24 protein-coding genes are annotated in these 25,144 nt (G+C 67.4%); 16 read left to right on the top strand and 8 right to left on the bottom strand.

Features of this window, described 5'->3' with window-relative positions:
• Nucleotides 1-78 precede the first annotated feature (78 nt).
• The 11 genes from uvrB (at nucleotide 79) to iscX (ending at nucleotide 8,791) form a co-directional block, all read left to right on the top strand.
• Nucleotides 79-2,151, top strand: a complete 2,073-nt coding sequence (uvrB, locus tag AAHB16_RS12260; protein WP_150372275.1) for an excinuclease ABC subunit UvrB — start codon at nucleotides 79-81, stop codon at nucleotides 2,149-2,151.
• Between the two features lie 90 nt (nucleotides 2,152-2,241).
• On the top strand, nucleotides 2,242-2,463 hold the full coding sequence (locus AAHB16_RS12265; protein ID WP_150372274.1) for a hypothetical protein: 222 nt from the start codon (nucleotides 2,242-2,244) through the stop codon (nucleotides 2,461-2,463).
• 43 nt (nucleotides 2,464-2,506) lie between these two features.
• Nucleotides 2,507-2,746, top strand: coding sequence for a hypothetical protein (locus AAHB16_RS12270; protein WP_150372273.1), 240 nt, complete (start codon nucleotides 2,507-2,509; stop codon nucleotides 2,744-2,746).
• 230 nt (nucleotides 2,747-2,976) lie between these two features.
• Nucleotides 2,977-3,534: a Fe-S cluster assembly transcriptional regulator IscR gene (gene iscR, locus AAHB16_RS12275; protein ID WP_150372272.1), complete on the top strand. Its 558-nt coding sequence runs from the start codon at nucleotides 2,977-2,979 to the stop codon at nucleotides 3,532-3,534.
• A 78-nt stretch (nucleotides 3,535-3,612) separates the two neighbouring features.
• Nucleotides 3,613-4,836: an IscS subfamily cysteine desulfurase gene (locus tag AAHB16_RS12280; protein ID WP_317889540.1), complete on the top strand. Its 1,224-nt coding sequence runs from the start codon at nucleotides 3,613-3,615 to the stop codon at nucleotides 4,834-4,836.
• A 65-nt stretch (nucleotides 4,837-4,901) separates the two neighbouring features.
• On the top strand, nucleotides 4,902-5,306 hold the full coding sequence (gene iscU, locus AAHB16_RS12285; RefSeq protein WP_150372270.1) for a Fe-S cluster assembly scaffold IscU: 405 nt from the start codon (nucleotides 4,902-4,904) through the stop codon (nucleotides 5,304-5,306).
• A gap of 36 nt (nucleotides 5,307-5,342) precedes the next feature.
• Nucleotides 5,343-5,663, top strand: a complete 321-nt coding sequence (gene iscA, locus AAHB16_RS12290; RefSeq protein WP_109581584.1) for an iron-sulfur cluster assembly protein IscA — start codon at nucleotides 5,343-5,345, stop codon at nucleotides 5,661-5,663.
• Nucleotides 5,664-5,751: 88 nt separating this feature from the next.
• The gene (gene hscB / locus AAHB16_RS12295; RefSeq protein WP_342050979.1) at nucleotides 5,752-6,285 is read left to right on the top strand and encodes a Fe-S protein assembly co-chaperone HscB; all 534 of its coding nucleotides are present in this window, start codon (nucleotides 5,752-5,754) and stop codon (nucleotides 6,283-6,285) included.
• A 56-nt stretch (nucleotides 6,286-6,341) separates the two neighbouring features.
• The gene (gene hscA, locus AAHB16_RS12300) at nucleotides 6,342-8,207 is read left to right on the top strand and encodes a Fe-S protein assembly chaperone HscA (protein WP_150372268.1); all 1,866 of its coding nucleotides are present in this window, start codon (nucleotides 6,342-6,344) and stop codon (nucleotides 8,205-8,207) included.
• Nucleotides 8,208-8,242: 35 nt separating this feature from the next.
• Nucleotides 8,243-8,581 (top strand): ISC system 2Fe-2S type ferredoxin, encoded by a 339-nt coding sequence (fdx, locus tag AAHB16_RS12305; RefSeq protein WP_150372267.1) that lies wholly within the window; start codon nucleotides 8,243-8,245, stop codon nucleotides 8,579-8,581.
• A gap of 15 nt (nucleotides 8,582-8,596) precedes the next feature.
• Complete coding sequence (iscX, locus tag AAHB16_RS12310) at nucleotides 8,597-8,791, top strand: Fe-S cluster assembly protein IscX (protein ID WP_150372266.1); 195 nt, start codon at nucleotides 8,597-8,599, stop codon at nucleotides 8,789-8,791.
• A 72-nt stretch (nucleotides 8,792-8,863) separates the two neighbouring features.
• Here iscX and AAHB16_RS12315 read toward each other — a convergent pair whose 3' ends face one another.
• The 4 genes from AAHB16_RS12315 to prfB all read right to left on the bottom strand — a co-directional run bounded on the left by AAHB16_RS12315 (nucleotide 8,864) and on the right by prfB (nucleotide 13,280).
• Nucleotides 8,864-9,538: a glycine zipper 2TM domain-containing protein gene (locus AAHB16_RS12315; protein ID WP_150372265.1), complete on the bottom strand. Its 675-nt coding sequence runs from the start codon at nucleotides 9,536-9,538 to the stop codon at nucleotides 8,864-8,866.
• 221 nt (nucleotides 9,539-9,759) lie between these two features.
• Nucleotides 9,760-11,310, bottom strand: coding sequence for a lysine--tRNA ligase (lysS, locus tag AAHB16_RS12320; protein WP_150372264.1), 1,551 nt, complete (start codon nucleotides 11,308-11,310; stop codon nucleotides 9,760-9,762).
• Nucleotides 11,311-11,316: 6 nt separating this feature from the next.
• Entirely contained in the window at nucleotides 11,317-12,075 is a 759-nt protein-coding gene (locus tag AAHB16_RS12325) for an SDR family oxidoreductase (RefSeq protein WP_150372263.1), read from the bottom strand.
• A gap of 100 nt (nucleotides 12,076-12,175) precedes the next feature.
• A protein-coding gene (gene prfB, locus AAHB16_RS12330) for a peptide chain release factor 2 (protein ID WP_342050980.1) occupies nucleotides 12,176-13,280 on the bottom strand; the annotation gives its coding sequence in 2 pieces (ribosomal slippage) (nucleotides 12,176-13,198 and nucleotides 13,200-13,280; 1,104 coding nt in all).
• Nucleotides 13,281-13,389: 109 nt separating this feature from the next.
• Here prfB and AAHB16_RS12335 point away from each other — a divergent pair.
• Nucleotides 13,390-14,121 (top strand): LysM peptidoglycan-binding domain-containing M23 family metallopeptidase, encoded by a 732-nt coding sequence (locus AAHB16_RS12335; protein WP_342050981.1) that lies wholly within the window; start codon nucleotides 13,390-13,392, stop codon nucleotides 14,119-14,121.
• 25 nt (nucleotides 14,122-14,146) lie between these two features.
• Here the strand turns inward: AAHB16_RS12335 and recJ are convergent, their stop codons facing one another.
• Nucleotides 14,147-15,850 (bottom strand): single-stranded-DNA-specific exonuclease RecJ, encoded by a 1,704-nt coding sequence (recJ, locus tag AAHB16_RS12340; protein ID WP_342050982.1) that lies wholly within the window; start codon nucleotides 15,848-15,850, stop codon nucleotides 14,147-14,149.
• 22 nt (nucleotides 15,851-15,872) lie between these two features.
• Entirely contained in the window at nucleotides 15,873-17,000 is a 1,128-nt protein-coding gene (locus tag AAHB16_RS12345) for a hypothetical protein (RefSeq protein ID WP_342050983.1), read from the bottom strand.
• 54 nt (nucleotides 17,001-17,054) lie between these two features.
• Here AAHB16_RS12345 and AAHB16_RS12350 point away from each other — a divergent pair, with 54 nt between their 5' ends.
• Genes AAHB16_RS12350 through AAHB16_RS12360 form a run of 3 tightly spaced genes read left to right on the top strand, consistent with a single transcriptional unit; the run spans nucleotide 17,055 to nucleotide 19,887 of the window.
• Nucleotides 17,055-18,305, top strand: coding sequence for a lipoprotein-releasing ABC transporter permease subunit (locus tag AAHB16_RS12350; RefSeq protein WP_150372258.1), 1,251 nt, complete (start codon nucleotides 17,055-17,057; stop codon nucleotides 18,303-18,305).
• Nucleotides 18,298-19,047: a lipoprotein-releasing ABC transporter ATP-binding protein LolD gene (lolD, locus tag AAHB16_RS12355; protein WP_150372257.1), complete on the top strand. Its 750-nt coding sequence runs from the start codon at nucleotides 18,298-18,300 to the stop codon at nucleotides 19,045-19,047. The genes AAHB16_RS12350 and lolD overlap by 8 nt, the downstream gene beginning before the upstream one ends.
• Nucleotides 19,048-19,059: 12 nt before the next feature.
• Complete coding sequence (locus AAHB16_RS12360; RefSeq protein ID WP_342050984.1) at nucleotides 19,060-19,887, top strand: TatD family hydrolase; 828 nt, start codon at nucleotides 19,060-19,062, stop codon at nucleotides 19,885-19,887.
• A gap of 9 nt (nucleotides 19,888-19,896) precedes the next feature.
• Here the strand turns inward: AAHB16_RS12360 and AAHB16_RS12365 are convergent, their stop codons facing one another.
• On the bottom strand, nucleotides 19,897-20,289 hold the full coding sequence (locus AAHB16_RS12365; protein WP_342050985.1) for a hypothetical protein: 393 nt from the start codon (nucleotides 20,287-20,289) through the stop codon (nucleotides 19,897-19,899).
• A 209-nt stretch (nucleotides 20,290-20,498) separates the two neighbouring features.
• Between AAHB16_RS12365 and AAHB16_RS12370 the strand changes: the two genes are divergently transcribed.
• Nucleotides 20,499-23,939: a ComEC/Rec2 family competence protein gene (locus AAHB16_RS12370; protein ID WP_342050986.1), complete on the top strand. Its 3,441-nt coding sequence runs from the start codon at nucleotides 20,499-20,501 to the stop codon at nucleotides 23,937-23,939.
• 78 nt (nucleotides 23,940-24,017) lie between these two features.
• Here the strand turns inward: AAHB16_RS12370 and AAHB16_RS12375 are convergent, their stop codons facing one another.
• Nucleotides 24,018-24,983, bottom strand: coding sequence for a MurR/RpiR family transcriptional regulator (locus tag AAHB16_RS12375; protein WP_342050987.1), 966 nt, complete (start codon nucleotides 24,981-24,983; stop codon nucleotides 24,018-24,020).
• Nucleotides 24,984-25,144: the final 161 nt, after the last annotated feature.

Here is a 25,144-nt window from a genome sequence, read left to right on the forward strand (position 1 = left end):
CAGCACGCCTTGAAGCGTACCGCACAAGCCCAAGATTCTAGCGTATTCGCCCGTTTTCCTGAGGTTTTTCCCTACCCTATGTCGAATCTCGCCGAAGCCGCCCCGGCCCTGGACGAAAGCAAGTTCATCTCGTTCCCGGGTTCCCCGTTCCAGCTGTACCAGCCGTATCCGCCCGCAGGCGACCAGCCCGAGGCGATCCGCCAGCTGACGGAGGGCGTGGGGGACGGTCTGTCCTTCCAGACGCTGCTCGGCGTCACGGGTTCGGGCAAGACCTACACGATGGCCAACGTGATCGCCCGCGTGGGCCGGCCGGCCATCGTGTTCGCGCCCAACAAGACGCTCGCGGCCCAGCTGTATTCGGAGTTTCGCGAGTTCTTCCCGCGCAATGCGGTCGAGTACTTCGTCAGCTACTACGACTACTACCAGCCCGAGGCCTACGTTCCGCAGCGCGACCTCTTTATCGAGAAGGACTCGTCGATCAACGAGCATATCGAGCAGATGCGGCTCTCGGCGACCAAGAGCCTGCTCGAGCGGCGCGACACGATCATCGTGGCGACGGTGTCGGCGATCTACGGTATCGGCAATCCGAGCGAATACCACAAGATGATTCTCACGCTGCGCGCCGGCGACAAGCTGAGCCAGCGCGACATCATCACGCGCCTGATCGCGATGCAGTACACGCGCAACGAAACCGACTTCCAGCGCGGCACGTTCCGCGTGCGTGGCGACACGCTCGATATCTTCCCGGCCGAGCACGCCGAGATGGCCGTGCGCGTGGAACTGTTCGACGACGAAGTGGAGACTCTCCAGTTCTTCGATCCGCTCACGGGCCGCGTGCGCCAGAAGGTGCCGCGCTTCACGGTCTACCCGTCGAGCCATTACGTGACGCCGCGCGATACCGTGCTGCGCGCGATCGAGGACATCAAGGTGGAGCTGCGCGAGCGGCTGGACTTCTTCTACAAGGAGAACCGCCTCGTGGAGGCGCAGCGCCTCGAGCAGCGCACGCGCTTCGACCTCGAGATGCTCGCCGAGCTCGGCTTCTGCAAGGGCATCGAGAACTATTCGCGCCATCTGTCGGGTGCCGCGCCGGGCGAGCCGCCGCCGACGCTCGTCGACTATCTGCCGCCCGACGCGCTGATGTTCCTCGACGAGTCGCACGTGCTCATCGGCCAGCTCAACGGCATGTACAACGGCGACCGCGCGCGCAAGACCACGCTCGTCGAATTCGGCTTCCGCCTGCCGTCCGCGCTCGACAACCGGCCGCTCAAGTTCGACGAGTTCGAGCGCAAGATGCGGCAGGTGACGTTCGTCTCCGCCACGCCCGCGCAGTTCGAGAACGAACACGCGGACCAGGTGGTGGAGCAGGTGGTGCGTCCCACGGGCCTCGTCGATCCGATCATCCACGTGCGGCCCGCGGGCACGCAGGTGGACGACCTGCTGTCGGAGATCCATATCCGCGTGGAAGCGGGCGAGCGCGTGCTGGTGACCACGCTGACCAAGCGCATGGCCGAGCAGCTCACCGAGTTCCTGTCGGAGAACGGCGTCAAGGTGCGCTACCTGCATTCGGACATCGACACCGTGGAGCGCGTGGAGATCATCCGCGACCTGCGCCTCGGCACGTTCGACGTGCTCGTCGGCATCAACCTGCTGCGCGAGGGCCTCGACATTCCCGAGGTGTCGCTGGTCGCGATTCTCGATGCGGACAAGGAGGGCTTTCTGCGCGCCGAGCGCTCGCTGATCCAGACCATCGGCCGCGCGGCCCGTAACGTCAATGGCACGGCCATTCTCTATGCGGACCGCATGACCGACTCGATGCGGCGCGCGATCGACGAGACCGAGCGCCGCCGCGTCAAGCAGATCGCGTTCAACGAGGCGAACGGCATTACACCGCGTGGCGTGGTCAAGCGCATCAAGGACATCATCGACGGCGTCTACAACCCCGACGAGGTCAAGGCCGAGCTGTCGGCGGCCGCGGAGCGCGCGAAGTACGAGGACATGAGCGAGAAGCAGGTGGCCAAGGAAATCAAGAAGCTGGAAAAGCAGATGCTCGACCATGCGAAGAATCTTGAATTCGAAAAGGCCGCGCAGGTGCGCGACCAGCTGGCCAAGCTCCGCGCACAGGTCTTCGGTGCGAGCGGCGATCATCTGTAAGTCGCGCGTTCGCGCTGCGCGTGGCGTACGCAAGTGCGCCGGGGCTCCTATAGTGGAGGGCGGAGCCCGATCGCGAACCAGGAGCGCGCCATGATGACGGAGTTCGAATATGGTGGTTATTCGGTAGTGGTACGGGCAATCCCGCATGCCAGCGGCGGCTACGCCGGGATGGTGCAGATTGCCGATGCGTTTGGCGAGCCCGCCGGTCCGACCTTCGAGACCGAGGCAGGCTCCGCGCCGACGCCGGAAGCTGCGCTTGCCCTGGGCGAAGCGTCCGCGATGCAGACGATCGACGCCGGCGAGGTGAACTGAGATCCCGGGCCAAGGGACCGCCGGCCAGACAGGAGACAACGTCATGGCCTATCGCAGTGAATGGAAGAAGAGGGTTTTCGAAACGCACGAAGTACAGGTGCTGGTGAAGCCCCGGTCGCAGAACGAATGGGAGTTCACGGTGCGCGTCTGTCGCGCCGGGACCAACATCCGGGCCGCGAGCACGCTGACCGAGTCGTCGTCGATCAGCGATCACTTCAAAACGCCGGAAGACGCGGAGGCCGCTGGCTTCGCACGGGGAAAGCAGATCTACGAACGGATGTAGCGGCAGCCAGTGTCGCGATGGGCGGGCCCTCGGTCGGAGCGCCCGCCTGCAGCCGTTTGCGTACGCGGGTAAAATGCCGTCGGCCGTGCGGTGGCGCCTCCTTAGCACATTTGCGGGAACCATGTGCCGCACCCGTCAATATGATGCACCGCGGTAGGGTTACTTGACTAAATTAGTCGGGAAAATTTATACTTGAGCGAATTGTTCAAGTATTCCCAACCCTGAGCATCATGAGACTCACGACAAAAGGCCGTTTCGCGGTGACCGCCATGATCGACCTGGCCATGCGCCAGGACCAGGGTCCCGTCACGCTAGCCGGCATCAGCCAGCGCCAGAAAATCTCCCTGTCCTACCTCGAGCAACTGTTCGGCAAGCTGCGCCGCCACGAAATCGTGGAAAGCGTACGCGGCCCGGGCGGTGGCTACAGTCTCGCCCGCAAGGCCGAGGCCGTGACCGTGGCGGACATCATCATCGCCGTCGATGAGCCGCTCGACGCCACCCAGTGCGGCGGCAAGGGCAACTGCCATGGCGACGAGGGTACCGGGCGCTGCATGACCCACGAACTGTGGGCGACGCTGAACCAGAAGATGGTGGAGTACCTCGATTCCGTCTCCCTCAAGGATCTCGTGGACCAGCAGCGGGCCAAGCAGCCCGCGGTGCTGCACGACATGCGCGAGGAGGCGACGGCCCAGCAGGCCGTGGCCGCGCCGCGCGGCAAGGTGGACAAGCAGGAAAAGCCGGCCCGGGCGCGGGTCGTGAACTCGGTCTTCAGTCTGGCGCAGTCCTGAGCGGTAACCAACGCTGCGTCAGAAGTTGTTATAAACTATCGATAAGCGCGATCGATTAGCAGTCCCTATAAGGCAGTCATAACGATGAGCACCCCACATTTCCCCATCTACATGGATTACTCGGCGACCACGCCGGTAGACCCGCGCGTGGCGGACAAGATGATTCCGTACCTGCGCGAGCAGTTCGGCAATCCGGCGTCGCGCAGCCACGCTTACGGCTGGGACGCCGAGCGCGCGGTGGAAGAAGCGCGCGAGCAGGTGGCCGCGCTGGTTGGCGCCGATCCGCGCGAGATCGTCTGGACCTCGGGCGCTACCGAGTCCAACAATCTGGCCATCAAGGGTGCCGCGAACTTCTACTCGGGCAAGGGCAAGCACATCATCACCGTGAAGACCGAGCACAAGGCCGTGCTGGACACCACGCGTGAACTCGAACGTCAGGGCTTCGAGGTGACGTACCTGGACGTGAAGGACGACGGTCTGATCGACATGGACGTGTTCAAGGCCGCGCTGCGCCCGGACACGATCCTGGTGTCCGTGATGCTCGTGAACAACGAGATCGGCGTGATCCAGGACATCGAGCAGATTGGCGAGATCTGCCGCGGCAAGGGCATCATCTTCCATTGCGACGCCGCGCAGGCGACGGGCAAGGTGACGATCGACCTGAGCAAGCTCAAGGTCGACCTGATGTCCTTCTCGGCCCACAAGACCTACGGTCCGAAGGGCATCGGCGCGCTGTACGTCCGCCGCAAGCCGCGTGTGCGCATCGAAGCGCAGATGCACGGTGGCGGCCACGAGCGCGGCATGCGCTCCGGCACGCTGGCCACCCACCAGATCGTCGGGATGGGCGAAGCCTTCCGCCTGGCGCGCGAGGAAATGGCCACCGAGAACGAGCGTATCCGCATGCTGCGCGATCGCCTGTGGCGCGGTTTCTCGGGCATGGAAGAGGTCTACCTGAACGGTTCGCTCGAACATCGCGTGCCGCATAACCTGAACGTCAGCTTCAACTTCGTCGAAGGCGAGTCCCTGATCATGGCGATCAAGGACGTGGCCGTGTCGTCGGGCTCCGCCTGCACGTCGGCTTCGCTGGAACCGTCCTACGTGCTGCGCGCGCTGGGCCGTAACGACGAACTGGCGCACAGCTCGATTCGTTTCACGGTGGGCCGTTTCACCACCGAGCAGGAAATCGACTTCACCGTCGAGCTGCTGAAGAGCAAGATCAGCAAGCTCCGCGATCTGTCCCCGCTGTGGGAGATGTTCAAGGACGGCGTCGATCTGAATTCGATTCAGTGGGCTGCGCACTAAGCGCCGAGACCCCCGGAACGACGACAAGAACAATCCCCATATAGCGATAAGCAAGAGGTAGCCAAATGTCTTACAGCAAAGAGGTTCTCGACCACTACGAAAATCCGCGCAACGTCGGTTCGTTCGACAAGAACGACGACGCGGTGGGCACCGGCATGGTCGGCGCTCCGGCCTGCGGCGACGTGATGAAGCTGCAGATCAAGGTGAACGAAGCCGGCGTGATCGAAGACGCCAAGTTCAAGACCTACGGTTGCGGCTCGGCCATCGCGTCGTCGTCGCTGGTGACCGAATGGGTCAAGGGCAAGACCGTCGATCAGGCGCTGGAGATCAAGAACACCCAGATCGCCGAGGAACTGGCGCTGCCGCCGGTGAAGATCCACTGCTCGATCCTGGCCGAGGACGCCATCAAGGCGGCGGTCGAGGACTACAAGAAGAAGCACGCGGGTGCCGAGCAGCAGGCAGCCGCCTGAACGCGGCCGCGGCTGCGAGATTGAACGAGGGCAACGATGATCACGATGACCGAAAAGGCGGCGAAGCACGTCGCGCGCTATCTGGAACGCCGGGGCAAGGGCGTGGGTCTGCGCCTGGGCGTGAAGACCACGGGCTGCTCGGGCCTGGCTTACAAGCTCGAGTACGTGGATGAACTCGCGCCGGAAGACGCGGTGTTCGAGTCGCACGGTATCAAGGTGATCGTCGATCCGAAGAGCCTGCCGTATATCGACGGCACCGAACTCGATTTCGCGCGCGAAGGGTTGAACGAAGGTTTCCGCTTCAACAACCCGAACGTGAAGGACGAGTGCGGCTGCGGCGAGTCGTTCCGCGTGTGATCGGTATCCGCGCGATGCGCGCCGGAGCAGTGGGCGCGCAAGCGGAGACAAAGGAGCGGGCGACCGCTCCTTTTTGTTGGGGAAGCATTTGAAAGACGCGCAGTTTCAAGACGACTATTTCGCGCTGTTCGGGCTGCCGGCCCGGTTCGAGGTGGACGAGGCCGCGCTGGACGCGGCCTACCGCACGGTCCAGTCGCAGGCCCACCCGGACCGCTTTGCCAACGCCGGCGATGCCGAGCGCCGTGTGGCCATGCAGTGGGCCGCGCGCGCGAACGAGGCGTATCGCACGCTGCGGCAGCCGCTCAAGCGCGCGATCTATCTGCTGTCCCTGCGCGGTGTCGATATCCAGGCCGAAAGCAACACGGCGATGGCGCCGGCTTTCCTGATGCAGCAGATGGAATGGCGCGAGGCGTTGCAGGACGCGACGGAAGCGCGTGACGAGGCACGCCTCGATGCACTGCTCCGCGCGCTGCGGCAAGAGAAGCGCGAGCGCCATGCGGCGCTGGGCGCGCTGCTCGATGGTGCTGACGATGCGGCGGCCGGTGCGGCCGCGCGCCAACTGATGTTTATCGAGAAGATCGAGCACGACACCAGCGAAGCGATCGATCGTCTCGAAGGGTAGACGGCGCCCGCGAAGTCCGTCGCGCGCCGCCCCCATATAAAACGCGAAGAATTACCATGGCACTGCTCCAGATTTCCGAACCCGGCATGTCGCCGGCCCCGCACCAGCGCCGGCTGGCCGTCGGGATCGACCTCGGCACCACGAACTCGCTGGTCGCCGCGGTCCGCCACAGCATTCCCGAAGTGTTGCCCGACGAGCGCGGCCGTCCGCTGCTGCCGTCCGTCGTGCGCTACCTGCCCGACCGTACCGCGCATATCGGCTATCGCGCGCAGGAAGAGGCGGTGCGCGATCCGAAGAACACGATCGTCTCGGTCAAACGTTTCATGGGCCGTGGCCTGCGGGACGTGGCCAATATCGAGCACAGCCCGTACGACTTCGTCGATGCGCCCGGCATGGTGCAGATCAAGACAGCCGCGGGCGTGAAGAGCCCCGTGGAAGTGTCGGCCGAGATCCTGGCGACGCTGCGCCAGCGCGCCGAGGATTCGCTCGGCGACGATATCGTCGGTGCCGTGATCACGGTGCCCGCGTATTTCGACGACGCGCAGCGCCAGGCCACGAAGGATGCCGCGCAACTCGCCGGCCTCGACGTGCTGCGCCTGCTCAACGAGCCGACCGCGGCGGCCATCGCCTATGGCCTCGACAACGCGGCCGAAGGGATCTACGCGGTGTACGACCTCGGTGGCGGCACGTTCGATATCTCGGTGCTCAAGCTGACGAAGGGCGTGTTCGAGGTGATGTCCACGGGCGGCGATTCCGCGCTCGGCGGCGACGACTTCGACCAGCGCCTGCTGTGCTGGATCGTCGAGCAGGCGGGGCTGCAGCCGCTGTCCGCCGAGGACACGCGCCTGCTGATGGTGCGTTCGCGCGCGGCCAAGGAAGCGCTGTCGGAAGCGGACAGCACGGTCATCGATGCGGTCCTCGCCAGTGGCGAGATCGTGCATCTGACGCTGGACGCGACCACGTTTATCGAGATCACCGCGCACCTCGTGCAGAAGACGCTGGCGCCCGTGCGCAAGGCGCTGCGCGACGCGGGCGTGGGCCCGGAAGACGTGAAGGGCGTGGTGCTCGTCGGCGGCGCCACGCGCATGCCGGCCATCCGCAAGGCCGTGGGCGATCATTTCGGCCAGACGCCGCTGACCAATCTGGATCCGGACAAGGTGGTCGCGCTGGGCGCGGCCATGCAGGCCAATCTGCTCGCCGGCAATTCCGCGCCGGGCGAGGACTGGCTGCTGCTCGACGTGATTCCGCTCTCGCTGGGCGTGGAGACGATGGGCGGCCTCGTCGAGAAGATCATCCCGCGCAACAGCACGATTCCGGTCGCGCGCGCGCAGGAGTTCACGACGTTCAAGGACGGCCAGACCGCGATGGCCATTCACGTGCTGCAGGGCGAGCGCGAACTGGCCAGCGACTGCCGTTCGCTCGCGCGCTTCGAGTTACGCGGCATTCCGCCGATGGTGGCCGGCGCCGCGCGCATTCGCGTGACGTATCAGGTCGATGCCGACGGTCTGCTGTCCGTGTCCGCGCGCGAAATGCTGTCGGGCGTGGAAGCGTCGGTTGCCGTGAAGCCTTCGTACGGCCTGGCCGACGACGATATCGCGCGCATGCTGCAGGAAAGCTTCCGCGAAGCCGAGCATGACATGAAGAGCCGCGCGCTCGCCGAAGAGCGCGTGGAAGCCGAGCGGCTCGTGGAAGCGACCACGCGCGCGCTGGAGTCCGACGGTACGCTGCTCGACGACGCCGAACGCGCGGCCATCGATGCGCTGATCGTCACCGTGCGCGAGACCGCGAAGGGCGACGACCATCGCGCGATCAAGGCGGCCGTCGATGCGCTGTCGCATGGCACCGACGAGTTTGCCGCGCGGCGCATGGACCGGTCGATCAAGAGCGCGCTCGCGGGCCGCAAGGTCCAGGAAATCGGCTAACCGGCGCCCCAGACACAGAAATACCCAGGAAGACCATGCCACAGATCATTGTTTTGCCCCACGTCGAATACTGTCCCGAGGGGACCGTGATCGAAGCCAGGACGGGCGTCAGCGTGTGCGACGCGCTGCTGGCCAACGGTATCGAGATCGAGCACGCGTGCGAGAAGTCCTGCGCCTGCACGACCTGCCACGTCATCGTGCGCGAAGGTTTCGACTCGCTGAACGAGGCCGAGGAGAAGGAAGAGGACCTGCTCGACAAGGCATGGGGCCTCGAACCCAATTCGCGGCTCTCGTGCCAGGCGATCGTCGCGGACGAGGACCTGACCGTCGAGATTCCGAAGTACACGATCAACCATGCCAAGGAAGGCCACTGAGGCCGGAGCACGCTCATGAAATGGACTGATACCTACGACGTCGCCGCGGCGCTGTACGACAAGTTCCCGGACGTCGATCCGGCCACGATCCGCTTCACGGACCTGCACAAGTGGGTGATGGAGCTCGATGGCTTCGACGATCTGCCCGACCGCTCGGGCGAGAAGATTCTCGAGGCGATCCAGCAGGCGTGGATCGAGGAAGCCGAGTAAGCTCCCTCGCAGGACCAGAAAAAGGCGCGTCGATCGACGCGCCTTTTTTCGTGGCGGAGCCGGTTCAACCGGTCAGCCGGTCACCAGTACGCCGCGCTCCATATGCACGCGCTGGCCAACCTGCACGCCCGGCTCCCGCTCGTAGGTGAACGTGCGATGCGTGCCGTCGTCCATCTTCACGCTGACGCGGTACTGCGTGTCCTTGTTCACGTGCTTCTCGACGACATTACCCGCGTAGCCGCCGGCGGCCGCGCCGGCCACGGTGCCGAGAATCCGGCCGTTACCGCGGCCGATCTGGTTGCCGAGCAGGCCACCGACCACCGCGCCGCCGACGGCGCCGAGGCCGCTCGTCGGCTTCTCGGTCTGGATCGGCGTCACGGCCACCACGCGGCCCGCGGTATGGCTGGGCTTGGCGGCGGGCGCCTGCTGTTCGACCGGCTGCGCGGCTTGCTGCGGCGGCGGAACGTTGTTGGCGGCCTGGGTGGAAGTGGCCGGACCGTAGGCGGGCGGGCGTGTCGTCGAGCCCGGCGGCGGCGTCTGCGCGGTCGTCTGCGAGGTGTATGCCGAGGCAGGTGCCGGCGCGGTCGCGACGGGGTCGGAGTCGGCACCCTGGCCCTGGTTGGCCTTGCTGATCGGCAGCACGCCGGTCACGGCCGCGACGGCCGTCAGGCTCGCAATGACAACGGCCACGGCGGCGGCGGCGATCAGCGGGTGGATACGGCGGGGGGAGGGCACAGGGCTTTGCATCTCTTGTTCTCCAAAGCGATCCGGAATGCCGGATGGATGAACATAGTTTGGCGCAACGCAAGCCGGAATGCCGTTGGATTTTGTAAGGAGTTGTGAGCCGAAAAGCGCCGTCAAATCAAGGGCTTGGCTCCGTTGTCGGTGCGTGTCCGACGATCGGTTGTAACAGGGGCCGAACCCCTCTCCGGGCGGAGAGGGGCCGAAACACCGGGGTCAGCGCCGGGTTACTCTTCGCGGCGCAGATGCGGGAAGAGAATGACGTCGCGGATATTGGGGCTGTCCGTCAGCAGCATGACCAGGCGGTCGATGCCGATGCCGCAGCCGCCCGTCGGGGGCATGCCATACTCGAGCGCGCGGATATAGTCGGCGTCGAAGTACATCGCTTCCTCGTCGCCGGCGTCCTTCTGCTCGACCTGCGCGCGGAAGCGCTCGGCCTGGTCCTCGGCGTCGTTCAGCTCCGAGAAGCCGTTGGCGATTTCGCGGCCCGTGATGAACAGCTCGAAACGCTCGGTAATGCCCGGCACCGTATCCGATGCGCGCGCGAGCGGCGACACCTCGACCGGGTAGTCGATGATGAACGTCGGCTCCCACAGCTGGCTTTCGGCCGTTTCCTCGAACAGCACCAGCTGCAGCGTGCCCACCTTGGCGTTCAGGAACTGCGGCGCGCTGGTGTTGACGCCGAACTTCTTGAGCTCGGCGCGCAGGAACTCCACGTCGGCCAGTTGCGCGTCGGTGTACTGCGGCGCGTATTTCTGGATCGCCTGCGTGATGGTCAGGCGGTGGAACGGCTTGGCGAGGTCGAGTTCGCGACCCTGATACATCACCGTCGCGCTGCCGCGCGCATCGATCGCGGCCTGGCGGATCAGGTTCTCGGTGAAGTCCATCAGCCAGCGGTAATCCGTATAGGCCGCGTAGAACTCCATCATCGTGAACTCGGGGTTGTGGCGCGGGCTCACCCCTTCGTTACGGAAGTTGCGGTTGATCTCGAACACGCGCTCGAAGCCACCGACGACCAGGCGCTTGAGGTAGAGCTCGGGCGCGATGCGCATGAACATCTGCATGTCCAGCGCGTTGTGGTGCGTGATGAACGGCTTGGCCGCGGCGCCGCCCGGAATCGGGTGCAGCATCGGCGTTTCCACTTCCATGAAGCCCGCGTCGGCCATATGGCGGCGCAGCGAGGAGATGGCGTTGGTGCGCGCGCGGAACGTGTTGCGCGTCTCGGGGGAGACGATCAGGTCCACGTAGCGCTGGCGGTATTTCGTTTCCTGGTCGGCCAGGCCGTGGAACTTGTCCGGCAGCGGACGCAGCGCCTTCGACAGCAGGCGCAGCTCGCGCACCTGCACCGACAGCTCGCCCTTGTTGGTGCGGAACAGTTCGCCGCGCGCGCTGATGATGTCACCGAGGTCCCAGTGCTTGAACGCCGCGTAGACGTCCTCGCCGACCTTGTCGCGCGTGATGTAGAACTGGATCTGGCCGCTGCCGTCCTGCACGGTGGCAAAGCTGGCCTTGCCCATCACGCGCTTGAGCATCATGCGGCCGGCAATCGCCACTTCGACCGGCGTGGCTTCGAGCGCGGCCTGATCGGTCTCGCCGAACTGCGCGTGCAGCGCGGCGGCCTGGTGCGTGGGGCGGAAATCGTTCGGGAAGGCCACGCCCTGCTGGCGCAGTGCCTGCAGTTTCTCGCGCCGCTCCGCGATGATCTTGTTCTCGTCGACGGCGGGCGTGTCGGAGGCGTTGGCGGGGGCGGCGGGATTGGCGCGCGTGGGTTCGGTCATGATGGTTCAGTAATTGCGAATATCGTCGAGTTCGGTCGTGCCGAAATCGGGGCGGGACAGATAGGCCGCGATGCGCTTTGCGGTCTCGTCGGGCGACGACAGCTTGTCGTTGGCCTTGAGGTCGCGGAAGCGCTGCACGTCGGCGAACTCCGCGTCGCGGATGGTCGCCTGCATGTCGGTGTCGACCACGCCGGGCGCCAGCGCCACCGCGCGGATGGTGCGCGGCGCGGGCACGTCGCGGTACTCGGCGTTGACCGAGCGGATAAACATGTCGAGCGCGGCCTTGCCGGCGCAGTAGGCGCTCCAGCCCTGCACCGGATTGCGCGCGGCGCCCGACGAGATCGCGAGGATCTTGCGCGGGCAGTCGAAGCGCGCGGTGTGTTCGATGAACGCGGCGGTCATCGTCATCGGCGCGGCCAGATTGGTCAGCAGATGCGGGATCAGCGAGTTCTCGTGCAGCTTCGTGATCGGGCCGATCGGCTCCACCACGCCGGCGTTGAGGATCAGCGTGATGCTCGCCGGGGTGTCGTCCACCGCGTCCAGCACGCTGCCGAGCCAGCCTGCGGCGGGGCCGGGCTGGGCCAGGTCCTGCAGATGCCAGGCCACCGGCACGCCGCTGGCCGAGGCCTCGGCCTCGAGCTCCGGGTTGCGGCTGCGGGCCACGCAGACCACGCGGTTGCCCGGCACGAGCAGCGCGCGCGTGAGGGCCGCGCCCAGCCCGCGCGAGGCGCCGGTCACGATATAAAGGTGTTTGGCTGCGCTCATGACAATCCCCGGATTTCTCGTCGATCGGTGTTGGTAAGTCTTGCTTTTGTGGAGCCGCCGCGCGCGCATCGATGGCGCGCGGCGGTCATGCGGATGCTGCTTACAGACCCTGCTTCAGGCTGGCCTCGATAAACGGATCGAGGTCGCCGTCGAGTACCTTCTGCGTGTTCGACATTTCGACGTTCGTGCGCAGATCCTTGATGCGGCTCTGGTCCAGCACGTAGGAACGGATCTGGTGGCCCCAGCCCACATCGGTCTTGCCCGCTTCCAGCTTGTCGGCTTCGGCCTGGCGCTTGCGCATTTCATGCTCGTACAGGCGCGACTTCAGCATCGACATGGCTTCGGCGCGGTTGCGGTGCTGCGAACGGTCGTTCTGGCACTGCACGACGATGCCGGTCGGGATGTGCGTGATCCGCACGGCCGAATCGGTCTTGTTGATGTGCTGGCCGCCCGCGCCCGAAGCACGGTAGGTGTCCACGCGCAGGTCGGCCGGATTCACCTCGACCTCGAACGAGTCATCGACCTCGGGATACACGAACACCGACGAGAACGACGTATGACGGCCGCCCGACGAGTCGAACGGCGACTTGCGCACCAGGCGGTGCACGCCGGTCTCGGTCCGCAGGTAGCCGAACGCGTATTCGCCTTCGACCTTGATCGTGGCGCTCTTGATGCCGGCCACGTCGCCCTCGGATTCCTCGAGCACCTCGGCCTTGAAGCCCTTGCGCTCGCAGTACTTGAGGTACTGGCGCAGCAGCATCGAGGCCCAGTCGCACGCTTCGGTACCGCCGGCGCCGGCCTGGATGTCGATGAACGCGTTGGCCTGGTCCATCTCGCCCGCGAACATGCGGCGGAATTCCATGTCGGCGACGATCGCTTCGAAGCCCTTGACGTCGGTCTCGATCGACTCGAGCGTTTCGTCGTCAGCTTCCTCGCGCGCGAGTTCGAACAGTTCGTCCGCGCCGCTCAGGTCGTCCGTGAGCTTGCTGAGCACGCCAACGACGCCCTCGAGCATTTTCTTCTCTTTCCCGAGGTCCTGGGCCTTCCTGGGGTTGTTCCAGACGTCGGGATCTTCCAGCAAACCATTGACTTCGTCGAGGCGTCCTACCTTGACATCGTAGTCAAAGATACCCCCGTAGATCTTCCGTTCGCGAACGGAGATCGGAGATGGCACCGGAGATGGCGTTGAGGCGTTCTGCTTCCATGATGTTCCTGCGCTTCCAAAACCGGGAATTATAGCGGATAGCGGGGCGACCGCTGCGAACGTCACTTGAGGGAAAATAGGGGCTCACCCCCGTATGGAAACCCAGACGCATGACGGTTATTGCATCACCCCGATTGGCTTCCCCCGAATCTGTCACATTGTCCCGCCGGCGCGCGCTTCTGGTGCTTGGCACCGGGGCCGCTTCCGCGCTGCTGGCGGCCTGCGGCACCACCGGCGGCCCCGCGCCGGACGGCTTCTATCGCGTCGAGCGCGGCGATACGCTGTATTCGATCGCGCGCCGCCACAAGCGCTCGGTGGCCGAACTGACGCGCTGGAACAATCTCGCGAGCGCGGACCAGATCGAGGTGGACCAGTTGATCCGCGTGCGGCCGCCCGCCGGCGCGGCGGCTGCCGCATCCTCCCCGGGACCCGCCTACAACCCGGCGCCGGCCCGATCCGAGCCGGCGCCGCAGGGCAAGGTGCCCACCACCACCATCCGCCTGCAATGGCCGGCCGACGGCCGTATCACCGGTCGCTTTGCGCCGCCGGGCGAAAAGGGCATCCGCATCGCGGTGCCCACCGGCGGCAAGGTGCGCGCGGCCGCGTCGGGCTGGGCCATTCACGTCGGCGAGATGCGCGGCTACGGCATGCTCGTGATCGTCAAGCACAACGACGACTGGCTGACCGTGTACGGCAACCTCGACAAACCGCTGATCAAGGAAGGGGCGCAGGTCTCGGCCGGGCAGGATATCGGCGTCATGGGGACCGACGCCGAACTGCACTTCGAGGTGCGCGGCGGCACGCAGCCGGTGGACCCGCTGCGCTACCTGCCCGCGCGCTGAGGGCGCTGCACGACGGCGCGGGGCGCTATGCCTGCGCGTGCTCGATCACGAGCTGCACGCGCGTGACGCCGTTGAACGTGTTGTTGTCGAGCCGGTAGGCGATGGTGGCGCTCGCGCTGCCGAGCGCCTCGGCGTGATTGAACCAGATGGCGTCGTAGCGCTGGCCGCCGCGGCCCAGCTGGAGCTTCAGGTGCTTGCCCTTGAGGATGGTTTCGCGCAGCACGTCGAACTCGCCGCTGAACGTCGGCGGCGGGAAGCCCTGGCCCCAGACCTGCTCCTCGAGCAGCGTCACGAAGGCCGGATCGAAGCAATCGGTGTCGATGTCGCCGTCCGTCTCCACCACGCGCGCGAGCTGGTCGTCGGTCAGCCATTCGCGGCCCACGGCCTCGAATGCGGCCATGAACGTGTCGAACTGATCGGCGCGTAGCGTCAGGCCCGCCGCCATCGCGTGGCCGCCGAACTTCACCAGCAGCCCCGGATGGCGCTTGGACACGAGGTCCAGCGCGTCGCGGAGGTGGAAACCCGGAATCGAGCGGCCCGAGCCCTTGATATGCAGATCGTCGCCGGGCGCGAACGTGATGGTCGGGCGGTGGAATTTCTCCTTGAGCCGCGACGCGACGATGCCGATCACGCCCTGGTGCCACGTGTCGTTGAACACGCTGACCGTGAAGCGCGACGCGGGATCGATGCCATCGAGCGGCGCCTCGAGGATCTTGAGCGCTTCCTGCTGCATGCCGGCCTCGATATCGCGGCGCTCGCGGTTCATGCCGTCGAGTTCCTGCGCGATGTTCCACGCGCGCTCGTGATCGTCGGTGAGCAGGCATTCGATGCCGAGCGACATGTCGGCGAGCCGACCGGCCGCGTTGAGCCGCGGGCCGAGGCCGAAGCCGAGGTCGAACGTGTTGGCGCGCGTGGCATCGCGCGCGGCGGCGCGGAACAGCGCGGCAACGCCCGCGTGCATGCGGCCCGCGCGCATCTGGCGCAGCCCCTGCGCGACGAGGATGCGGTTGTTCGCGTCGAGCTTGACCACGTCGGCCACGGTGCCGAGCGCCACGAGGTCCAGCAGCGTCTGCAGATTAGGCGCCCTGGCGGTCTCATACGCGCCGCGGCGGCGCAGTTCGGCCCGCACGGCCAGCAGCACGTAGAACATCACGCCCACGCCCGCGAGGTTCTTGCTCGGGAATTCGCAGCCCGGCTGGTTCGGATTCACGATGACCGCCGCCTCGGGCAGCACCGCGCCAGGCAGATGGTGGTCGGTCACGACGACGTCGATGCCGCGCGCATTGGCGGCGGCCACGCCATCGACGCTCGCAATGCCGTTGTCCACGGTCACGATCACGTCGGGGTTGCGCTGCGCGGCGAGTTCGACGATCTCGGGCGTCAGGCCATAGCCGTACTCGAACCGGTTGGGCACGATGAAATCGACTCGCGCGCCGAGCATGCGCAGCCCCCGCACGCCCACCGCGCAGGCGGTGGCGCCATCGCAGTCGTAGTCGGCGACGATCAGCAGCGATTTTTGCGCGGCGATCGCATCGGCGAGGTATTCGGCCGCGTGGGCGATGCCCTTCATCGCGGTGGGCGGCGTCAGCACGGCGAGCTCGGTCGCGAGTTCGTCCGGGTGGAGCACGCCGCGCGCGGCCAGAATGCGCGCCAGTGTCGGATGCAGGCCCGACGCGGCCAGCGTGTCGGCGTTGGGGGCGGAGTATTGGCGAATGGCGATCCGGGTCATGGGCAGAGGGGAAAGAGTCGGGTCAGGCCGCCATGGCCAGGTCGGACAGCAGCGCGCGCCAGTTGCCGCGTGCGCCCACGCCGCGCCAGAACTTGCGCAGATCCGCGCGGCGCACCGTGAACTCGGCAAAATGGTTCTCGCCGGCGAGCACGAGCGTCAGGGTCTGGATCTGTCCGGCGGCGAGCGCTTGCAGCGCGGGCGCGAACCAGTCCGCGTCGAGCGCGTGCATGCGGAGCAGCCATTCGTGCCAGTCCGACGCCAGATACGGTTCGCTCGCGCGTTCGACGAGGGCGAGCACGCTGCCCTCGGTATCGATATCGGCAAAACGGGCGGGCAGCGCGGCGGCACGGCTGCCGCCGGCCAGCGCGAGGCCGGTCAGGAAGGCGTCGTCGCTCAGGACCGTGTCGGCCAGTTTCGGCACCGGGCGCATCGTGCCGCCGCCGTGGAGCCAGACCGAATTGACGGGCAGCCGGCCCGCGGCCTGCCGCGCGTCGTTGACCGGATGGTCGTGCCACGTCATCTGGATCTCGTTCTGCAGGCGCCGCCAGTCGCGCGCGCGGGCGCCGGCCTGCAGCCAGATATCGATATTGCGGCCGGCCGCGCGCAGCGGCGTGGTGGCCTCGAGTTCGCCGAACGTGGCTTCGGGCAGGTACCAGCGGTCCGGGACGGGCGCCTCCAGCGGAATGCCGGCTTCGGTCAGCAGGTCGTCGATCGCCGCGCGCAGCGCCGTGGCGTCGTCCGCGCGGAGGTCGAGCTGCCCGGGATGCACGAGCACCAGGTGGTCGCGCGCCGCGTGGATATGGACCGGTTGCAGGCAGGCCCATGCGCCCTCCGTGGGGGCTGACGCACCCGGTGCTGTGTCCGATTGCCGCAGGTCGGCCATCCGCATGTAGGGCGCGGTGGGCACGCGATCGGTCGGCAGGCCGGCCCGGGCGGCCAGCCAGCGCTCCTGAGGCAGGCTGCGGAGAAACGGGTCGTCGTGACGCTCGCGTGGCCCCGGCGTGGCCCGGGTCAGCAACTTTCCGAGCGCGGGCAGCTCCAACTGCCGGAGCAGGGCGTCGGACACGCGCTCGTCGATGCCGTCGGCACCGTCGCCACCGGGGCCGGGCGGGACGGAAAAGGGGACAATCAGAGTCAGGTGCGTCATCATAGTGGCCGTGATTGTAAACTGTGCTCCTATTTCCGCGAATCAACAGGACCTCTCTTGAACTTTCCCTACGAGTGGCAGATCGGCTGGCGATACACGCGCGCAAGCAAGCGCGCCAGCCGCAATACATTCATCTCGTTCATCTCGATGATCTCGATGCTCGGTATCGCGCTCGGCGTGGCCGCGCTGATCGTGGTGCTGTCGGTGATGAACGGCTTCCAGAAGGAAGTGCGCGACCGCATGCTGTCGGTGCTGGCGCATATCGAAGTGGTCGGCGAGCAGCCGCTGAGCGACTGGCAGAAGACCGCCGCCGAGGCGATGCAGAACAAGGAGGTGATCGGCGCCGCGCCCTATGTGGCGGCGCAGGCGATGCTCACGCGCGAGGATGCCGTACGCGGCGTGCTGCTGCGCGGGGTCGATCCGGCCGAGGAGCCCAAGGTTTCCGATGTCGGCGCCCAGTTCACCGCGGGCAATATGAACGCGCTGGTGCCGGGCGGCTTCGATATCGCGCTCGGTAGCGAACTGGCCGCGGCCATGGGCGTGCGCGTGGGCGACAAGGTCACGCTGGTGGCCCCGCAGGGCACGATCACCCCGGCCGGCGTGCTGCCGCGCCTCAAGCAGTTCACGGTGGTGGGCGTGTTCTCGTCCGGCCACTACGAATTCGACAGCGCGCTCGCGCTGATCAATATCCAGGACGCGGAGACGCTGTTCCGCCAGGCCGGCCCGACCGGCGTGCGGCTCAAGCTCGTCGATATGCAACGCGCGCCGGAAGTGGCGCGGCAGCTGGCGACCACGATGACGGGCAACCTGTACCTGCGCGACTGGTCGCAGCAGAACCGCAACTGGTTCGCGGCCGTGCAGACCGAGAAACGGATGATGTTCATCATCCTGACGCTGATCATCGCCGTGGCCGCGTTCAACCTCGTGTCCACGCTGGTCATGACCGTGACCGACAAGCAGCCCGATATCGCGATCCTGCGCACGATGGGCGCGCAGCCGCGCTCGATCATGAAGATCTTTATCGTGCAGGGCGTGGCCATCGGCTTTATCGGCACGCTGCTCGGCGTGGCCGGCGGCACGCTGATCGCGACCAATATCGATGTGATCGTGCCCTTTATCGAGCGGCTGCTGCACGTGCAGTTCCTGCCGCGCGATATCTATTTCATCAGCGAACTGCCTTCGGATCCGCGCGTGAACGACATTGCCACGATCGGCGTCATTTCCTTCGTGCTGGCGACGCTGGCCACCATCTACCCAAGCTGGCGTGCCGCCCGCGTGAACCCGGCGGAGGCCCTGCGCTATGAGTGAAACCACGTTGCTGCAGGATCCGTCGGCCGTGCCGGCGGTGCCGGGGCTGGCCGTGCAACAGGGTGCGCCCGTGCTCGTGGCCGAGGGCCTGACCAAGCGGTTCCGTCAGGGCGGGCTCGACGTGGACGTGCTGCGCGGCGTCGATGTGCGCGTGGACGCGGGCGAGAAGGTCGCCATCGTCGGCGCGTCGGGGTCGGGCAAGAGCACGCTGTTGCATGTGCTCGGCGGGCTCGACAATCCCGATTCGGGGCGCGTGGCGCTGCTCGGCAAGCCGTTCACGGCGCTGCGCGAGAAGGAGCGCAACACGGTGCGCAATCGCTCGCTGGGCTTCGTCTACCAGTTCCACCATCTGCTGCCCGAGTTCACGGCGCTGGACAACGTCGGCATGCCGATGCGCATTCGCGGGCTGACCGAGCATGCGGCGCGCGAGGCCGCGCAGGCGATGCTCGATCGCGTGGGGCTGGGCGGTCGCGCAAAGCACCGGCCGGGCGAGCTGTCCGGCGGCGAGCGGCAGCGCGTGGCCATCGCGCGCGCGCTCGTGGGGCAGCCGGCCTGCGTGCTGGCCGACGAGCCGACGGGAAATCTCGACGACCATACGGCGGGCGGGGTGTACGACCTGATGCTCGAGCTGTCGCGCACGCTGGGCACGAGCTTCGTCATCGTGACGCACGATACGGACCTCGCGGGCCGTTGCGATCGCGTGCTGCGGCTGCGCGACGGGCATCTGCATCGCGAGCGCTGAGCGCATCCGGCCATGTGGATCGACACGCATTGTCATCTGGACGCGGGCGAGTTCGACGGTGACCGCGGTGCGGTCACCGATGCCGCCGGCGCGGCCGGCGTCTCGGGCATCGTGCTGCCGGCGGTGGCCGTGTCGAATTTCGGCGCGGTGCGCGCGCTGGCGCATGACGATGCGCGATGCGTGTATGCGCTGGGGATTCATCCGCTCTATACGCCGGGCGCGGGGCAGGCGGATCTCGATACGCTGCGGATGGAGGTGGAGGCGTCGATCGGCGATCCGCGCTTCGTGGCCATCGGCGAGATCGGGCTCGACTTCTTTGTGCCGGGGCTCGATGCCGCGCATCAGACCTGGCTTTATACCGAGCAACTGAAGATCGCGCGCGAGTTCGATCTGCCCGTGCTGCTGCATGTGCGGCGGTCGCAGGATCAGGTCTATGCGGGCCTGCGGCGCGTCGGGGTGAGGCAGGGCATTGCGCATGCGTTCAATGGCAGCAACGAGCAGGCGCGGCGCTATGTCGAGCATGGTATGAAGCTCGGGTTTGGCGGCAATATGACCTACGCGCGCGCGAAGCAGATTCGCAGGCTGGCGGTGGAGCTGCCGCTCGAGGCCATCGTGCTGGAGACCGATGCGCCCGATATCGCGCCCGCGTGGCTGTCCGATGGGCAGTTCGGCGAACAGCACAAGGCGCGCAATACGCCGGGCGAGGTCGTCGGCGTGGCGCGCGTGCTGGGCGAGTTGCGCGGTCTGCCGCTCGAGGCGCTGGCCCATGCGATGTGGGCCAATTCGGTCGCCGCGATGCCACGGCTGGCTGCGTTTGCGGCGACGATGGCGCCGCGGTGAGCGTCTGTTTCAGCTGGCGCCGGTTGTGCCGTTCGCGCGCCTGAGCTTGACCACGCGCGATACCTGACCGAGCGTGAAGCCGCTGTTGACGACATACGGCGCGCATTCGGGCGGCGTGGTCAGCGAGCCTGCGGCCGTGAAATGGCCGGCATAGCGATACTTGTCCGTTGCGCCCTTGATGAACACGGGCACGGGTTCCGTTTGCGCGGCCAGCGTCCTGCCGGCCGCGCGGGCCGCGGCGCTGCTGCTGCAGACGATGGCGTCGGGGGCGGCGGGGTTCAGGTCCGGGCGGAGGCAGACCGCTACCACCTTGCCGTTCCTGGTGGGCAGGAACGCCTGCTTGCTGCCGCCGCAGACGGTATGAATCTGTTCGCGCGTGTAGTCCTTGCCGATCTCAAACATTGAATATCTCCACGGAAATGCGCGGGGTGCATGGCCGCGACATTGGGACGGAGACGATATCGTTTCGCGCGTAAAGGCCCTGGCAATTCTTTGGCTGCGTGTGTAAACGCGGCGGAATCAATTCGCCACGTTCGCGCAACGCTTGGACACGTTTTCTTCGGCGTTTTCGCGTTACAACGCGGCTTTTCCGTTCGACGAAGGAGAGGCCGATGCGTGCTTGCCTGCTGGCATTCGTGGCTGGGTGCTGGTGGCTGCAGCAGCAGGGGGCGCTGGCGTCGTGGCACGGGTATGTGGGGGCGATGGCGGGGGTGTTGGTGTGGGCGCTAGGGTGGCGCTTCAAGGGGCGCGTGATGGCGCAGTCCGTGCAGGCGCGCGGGCCGAGGCGGTCGCTATGCCCGCTCGCGATGGCCACCGTGCTGGCCCTCGTGCTGGGCGCGGCATGGGCCAACTGGCGCGCGGCGGTGCGCATGGCGGATTGGCTGCCGGAGTCACTGGCCGGCCAGAACCTCGTCATCACGGGCGAAGTCGCGGGGCTGCCGGATGTGGCCGCGCACGGCACGCGCTTCCTCTTCGCTCCGGATACCGAGCCCGCCACGCACGGCGCATACGACGCGCTTGCCACGCCAGCGGCGCCCGGTGCGCTCGGTGCGCTCTTGCCCGAAGGGCGGGTCCCGCCCCGCGTGCTGCTCACCTGGCGCAATCCCCCAATCCCCCTCGTCCCCGGCCAACGCTGGCAACTGACCGTCCGCCTCAAGCGCCCACGCGGGCTCGCCAATCCGCATGGTTTCGACTACGCATACTGGCTCCTGAGCGAAGGCATCGGCGCCACCGGCCACGTGCGTGCCGCGCGCGCGGGCCCGATGCCCGGCGATGGCGCCCGCATCGCCCGCTGGCGTGCCGCACTGCGCGACCGCATGCACGCGGCCATGCCCGCCGACGCGCGGCTCGGCAGCGTGCTCGTGGCGTTGGCCATCGGCGACCAGCGGGGCATCGCCCAGGCGGACTGGGAGATATTCCGGCGCACCGGCATCTCGCATCTGGTGAGCATCTCGGGCCTGCATATCACGATGCTGTCGGGCGCGGTCGGCGGGATCGTGCACTGGCTTTGGCGCCATTCGTTCGGCCTTGGCCGCAGGTTGCGGCGCCCGTTGCCATTGTGCTGGCCCGCGCGGCAGGCGGCACTGGTCGCCGCCGTGGCGACCGCGCTTGCATATGGCCTGATCGCGGGCATGCAGATTCCCGCCATGCGCACGGTGGCGATGCTGACCGTCGCGGCCGTGGCACTCTGGAGCGGCCGCGCGCCGCCGGCCACGCTGGTGCTGACATGGGCCGCCGCCGTTGCCGTCGTCATCGACCCATGGGCGGTCATGGCCCCGGGGTTCTGGCTCTCGTTCGGCGCCGTGGCCGTGATCTTCCTCGCCGCAGCGCGACCCGAGCCGGCCGCCACAGCGAGGCCGGCAACGCGGCGCCGCCGCCGGTCGCCCGAAGCGATCCCCGAGGCGACCCCGGAGGCGACCCCGGAGGCGACCCCCGAGGCGACCCCCGAGGCGACCCCCGAGGCGGCCCCCAAAGCGGCCCTCAGGGCGGCCCTCAAGGCGGCTCCCGAGGCGACCCCCGAGGCGACCCCCGAGGCGGCCCCCGCAGCAGCCCTTCAAGCGGCCCCCGCAGCCGCGCCGCGCGCGAGCGATACCGCAGCGTCCGCCACTGCGAGCGACGCGCCGAAGCGTACCGGCGCGCATGCGATGCCCAGCATGTCCGGCGGCTTGCCGGGCCAGCACGGCTCGGCAAGTCGCGCATCGCATGACGTGGCGCGTGCCGCGCCGCGCGCGCCGGACTCCGCGGTGGGTGGCACGTCGAACGACGGGCCGAAACGTAGCCACGCTCATGCGACCGCCAGCATGTCCGGCGGGCCGAAGCGTGCCGGCGCCCATGCAGTGGCGCGCCTGTTCGGCGGCTTGCTGGGCGCCGGCGGCGCGGCGAATCGCAAGCCCCATGGCGCGGCGGCCCGCGCGGCCAGGGGTGTCGGGAGCGAGGCGGAGGCTGTTGCGGCGGACGACCTGGCGGAGGAGCCGTCGGCACTGCAGCGGCGGCTGTTGCGTTGGCGCGCAGCCCTCGTGAGCGCAGCGCGCGTACAGTGGGCCGTGACCATCGGGCTCGTGCCGTTTTCGCTGCTGCTGTTCGGGCAGGTATCGGTGGTCTCGGCCATCGCCAACGCCGTGGCGATCCCGATCGTCAGTATCGTCGTCACGCCGCTGTCGCTGCTCGGCGCCGTGGCGCCGCCGCCGGTGGCGCATCTCGCGCTGACGGTCGCGCATCAGGCCATGGCGTGGCTAGCCGATGCGCTCGCCTGGCTGGCCGCGCCCGCGTGGGCCGTGTGGGAAGCCGCGCAGGCAGGCCCGCTTGCCATGGGGCTCGCATCGATCGGCGTGTTCCTGCTGCTACTGCCCGATGGCGACCGCGCCATGCGCGCCTATGGCGCACTGCTGATGGCGCCGATGATCCTGGCCAGCGGCACGCCCGTGGCGCAGGGCGAGATGCGCGTGACCGCGCTCGATATCGGGCAGGGCACGGCGGTGCTTGTGGAAACGCAAGCGCACGCGTTGCTGTACGACACCGGGCCGGGCTATCTGTCGGGCACCAGCGCGGGCGCGCAGGTCGTGGTGCCGTATCTGCGCGCCACGGGCGTGCGGCGGCTCGACCGGCTGATCGTCAGCCACGAAGATGCCGACCATGCGGGCGGTGTGCGGGACATCGAGGCCGTGGTGCCAATCGGCAGGCGGGATGACGATGCGATGCCGGCGGGCGATGCACGCGGTGCCGAGACCGCGCGGCTGACCGGTTCGGCGCTGGGGCAAGTGTCCCTGCGCGACAAGGGCGCCGATCACACGGGCGGTGTGCGAGACGTCGAGACCGCGCGGCTGACCGGTTCGGCGCCGGGGCAAGTGTTCCTCCGCGACAAGGGCGCCGATCACACGGGCGGTGTGCGGGACGTCGAGACCGCGCGGCGGACCGGTTCGGCACTGGGGCAATTGTCCCTCCGCGGCAAGGGCGCTGACCACGCGGGCGGTGTGCGAGACGTCGAGACCGCGCGGCTGACCGGCGCGCCGCCGGGGCAGGCGTGGATGACGCGGTCATGGGCGCCATGCGAGGCGGGGATCGCGTGGGTATGGGACGGCGTGCATTTCGAGTTCCTGCACCCTCCGGCAACGCAATCCGGCAACCCCCGCGTCGCGAGCAATGCGCGCAGCTGCGTGCTGCGCGTGGCCACCGCGCGGCGCAGCGTCCTGCTGACCGGCGATATCGGCGTGGCCGAGGAGCGGGCCATGGTGCGGCGCGCGGAGGAGGAAGGGGCGCCCCTGCGCGCGGACATCCTCGTGGTGCCGCATCATGGCAGCGGCACATCGTCGGGCGCGGCGCTATTGCGTGCGGTCGCGCCCGAGATCGCGGTGTTTCAGCTGGGGTATCGCAACCGCTATGGCCATCCGCGGGCCGATGTATGGGCGCGTTACGAGGCCCGCGATATCAAGCGCTACCGCACCGACGAGACCGGTGCGATCACCATCGTCACGCGGGGCGACGCGTATGACGTCATTCCTTACCGCCAGCACGTCAGGCGTTACTGGCGCGACGCGCCACCCGCGCCGCGGTAGCGCGTGACGGCGCTTGCCAGCGCGGGATTGACCGATGGCCCCCCCCTTGCGTCAGGTGAGCCAGGTGGGTCAGGGGAGTCAGGCGCGCCGACGGGGCGGCACCGTGCGTGTGCCGCGCGCGGTGGGCTTCGCAAGCCTGGCACGCGCCGGCTTCGCGGCACCCGCCGCCGTAACGCCCGGCGCCGCCTCCCCATAAACCGCCGGCTCCGCCCCCGCAATCCGCCGCTCCCGCAAATGCGCCTTCGCGCGCTGCAACCCCTGCGCAACCGTGTCCGCGCGCTGCAGCGCCACCCCCGCCGCCAGCACATCGCCCAGCACGAGGTGAGAAATGCGCGACGTCATCGGCGTATAGATATCGCTGTCCTCCTCCACATCGGAGAACACGCAAATATCCGCGAGCCCCGCCAGCGGCGACCCGCTGTGCGTGAGCGCCAGCACGCTGGCCCCGCTTGCGCGCGCCAGTGTCGCCGCGGTCAGCATATCCCACGTGCGCCCGCTATTGGACACCAGCACCGCCACATCGCCAGGCCGCAACAACGCCGCCGACATGCTGAACACATGCGAATCGGAATAGGCCGTCGTCGGAATCCCGAGCCGGAAGAACTTGTGCTGGATATCGAGCGCCACAATCCCGGAATTGCCGCACCCATAGAACTCGATGCGCCGCGCATTGGCAAGCAGCGCGATCGCATGCTCGATCTGATCCGCCGACAGCGCATTCCGCACGGTCATCAGCGTCGCAATCGTGCGATCGAACACCTTGCCCGCGATATCGGCCGGCCGGTCGCTGGCCTCCACATCCTGATGGACGAACGGCGTGCCGCCCCCCACGTTCTGCGCAAACTGCAGCTTGAACTCGCGAAACCCGTCATAGCCAAGTGCCGCGCAGAACCGCGCGATGGTCGGCTGCGAAACGCCGGCGCGTTCGGCCAGTTCGGGCATGGAAAGGCGAATCACGCTCGCGCCGTGGCGGGCAATGTAGTCGGCCAGGCGGCGCTCGGAGGGACGGAGCGTGTCGTAGACGGCAAGAATTCGGTCGCGCATGATCGGTGTCGTATTTGTGTAGAGATTCTACACGCGAGGTGGCGCGATTCTCGGCCAGCAGACACCGGACTGCACCTAGGGCTTTCCCCAGTTCATGCCGGATATGCGCAGGAAAAAGCAGATTCGCCGCGCGTGACGGCTTCCGTGGCCCTAGCGCCCAT

Source organism: Cupriavidus sp. OTU4054 (assembly GCF_038440175.1).
In the GTDB taxonomy this organism is placed as follows: domain Bacteria; phylum Pseudomonadota; class Gammaproteobacteria; order Burkholderiales; family Burkholderiaceae; genus Cupriavidus; species Cupriavidus pauculus_D.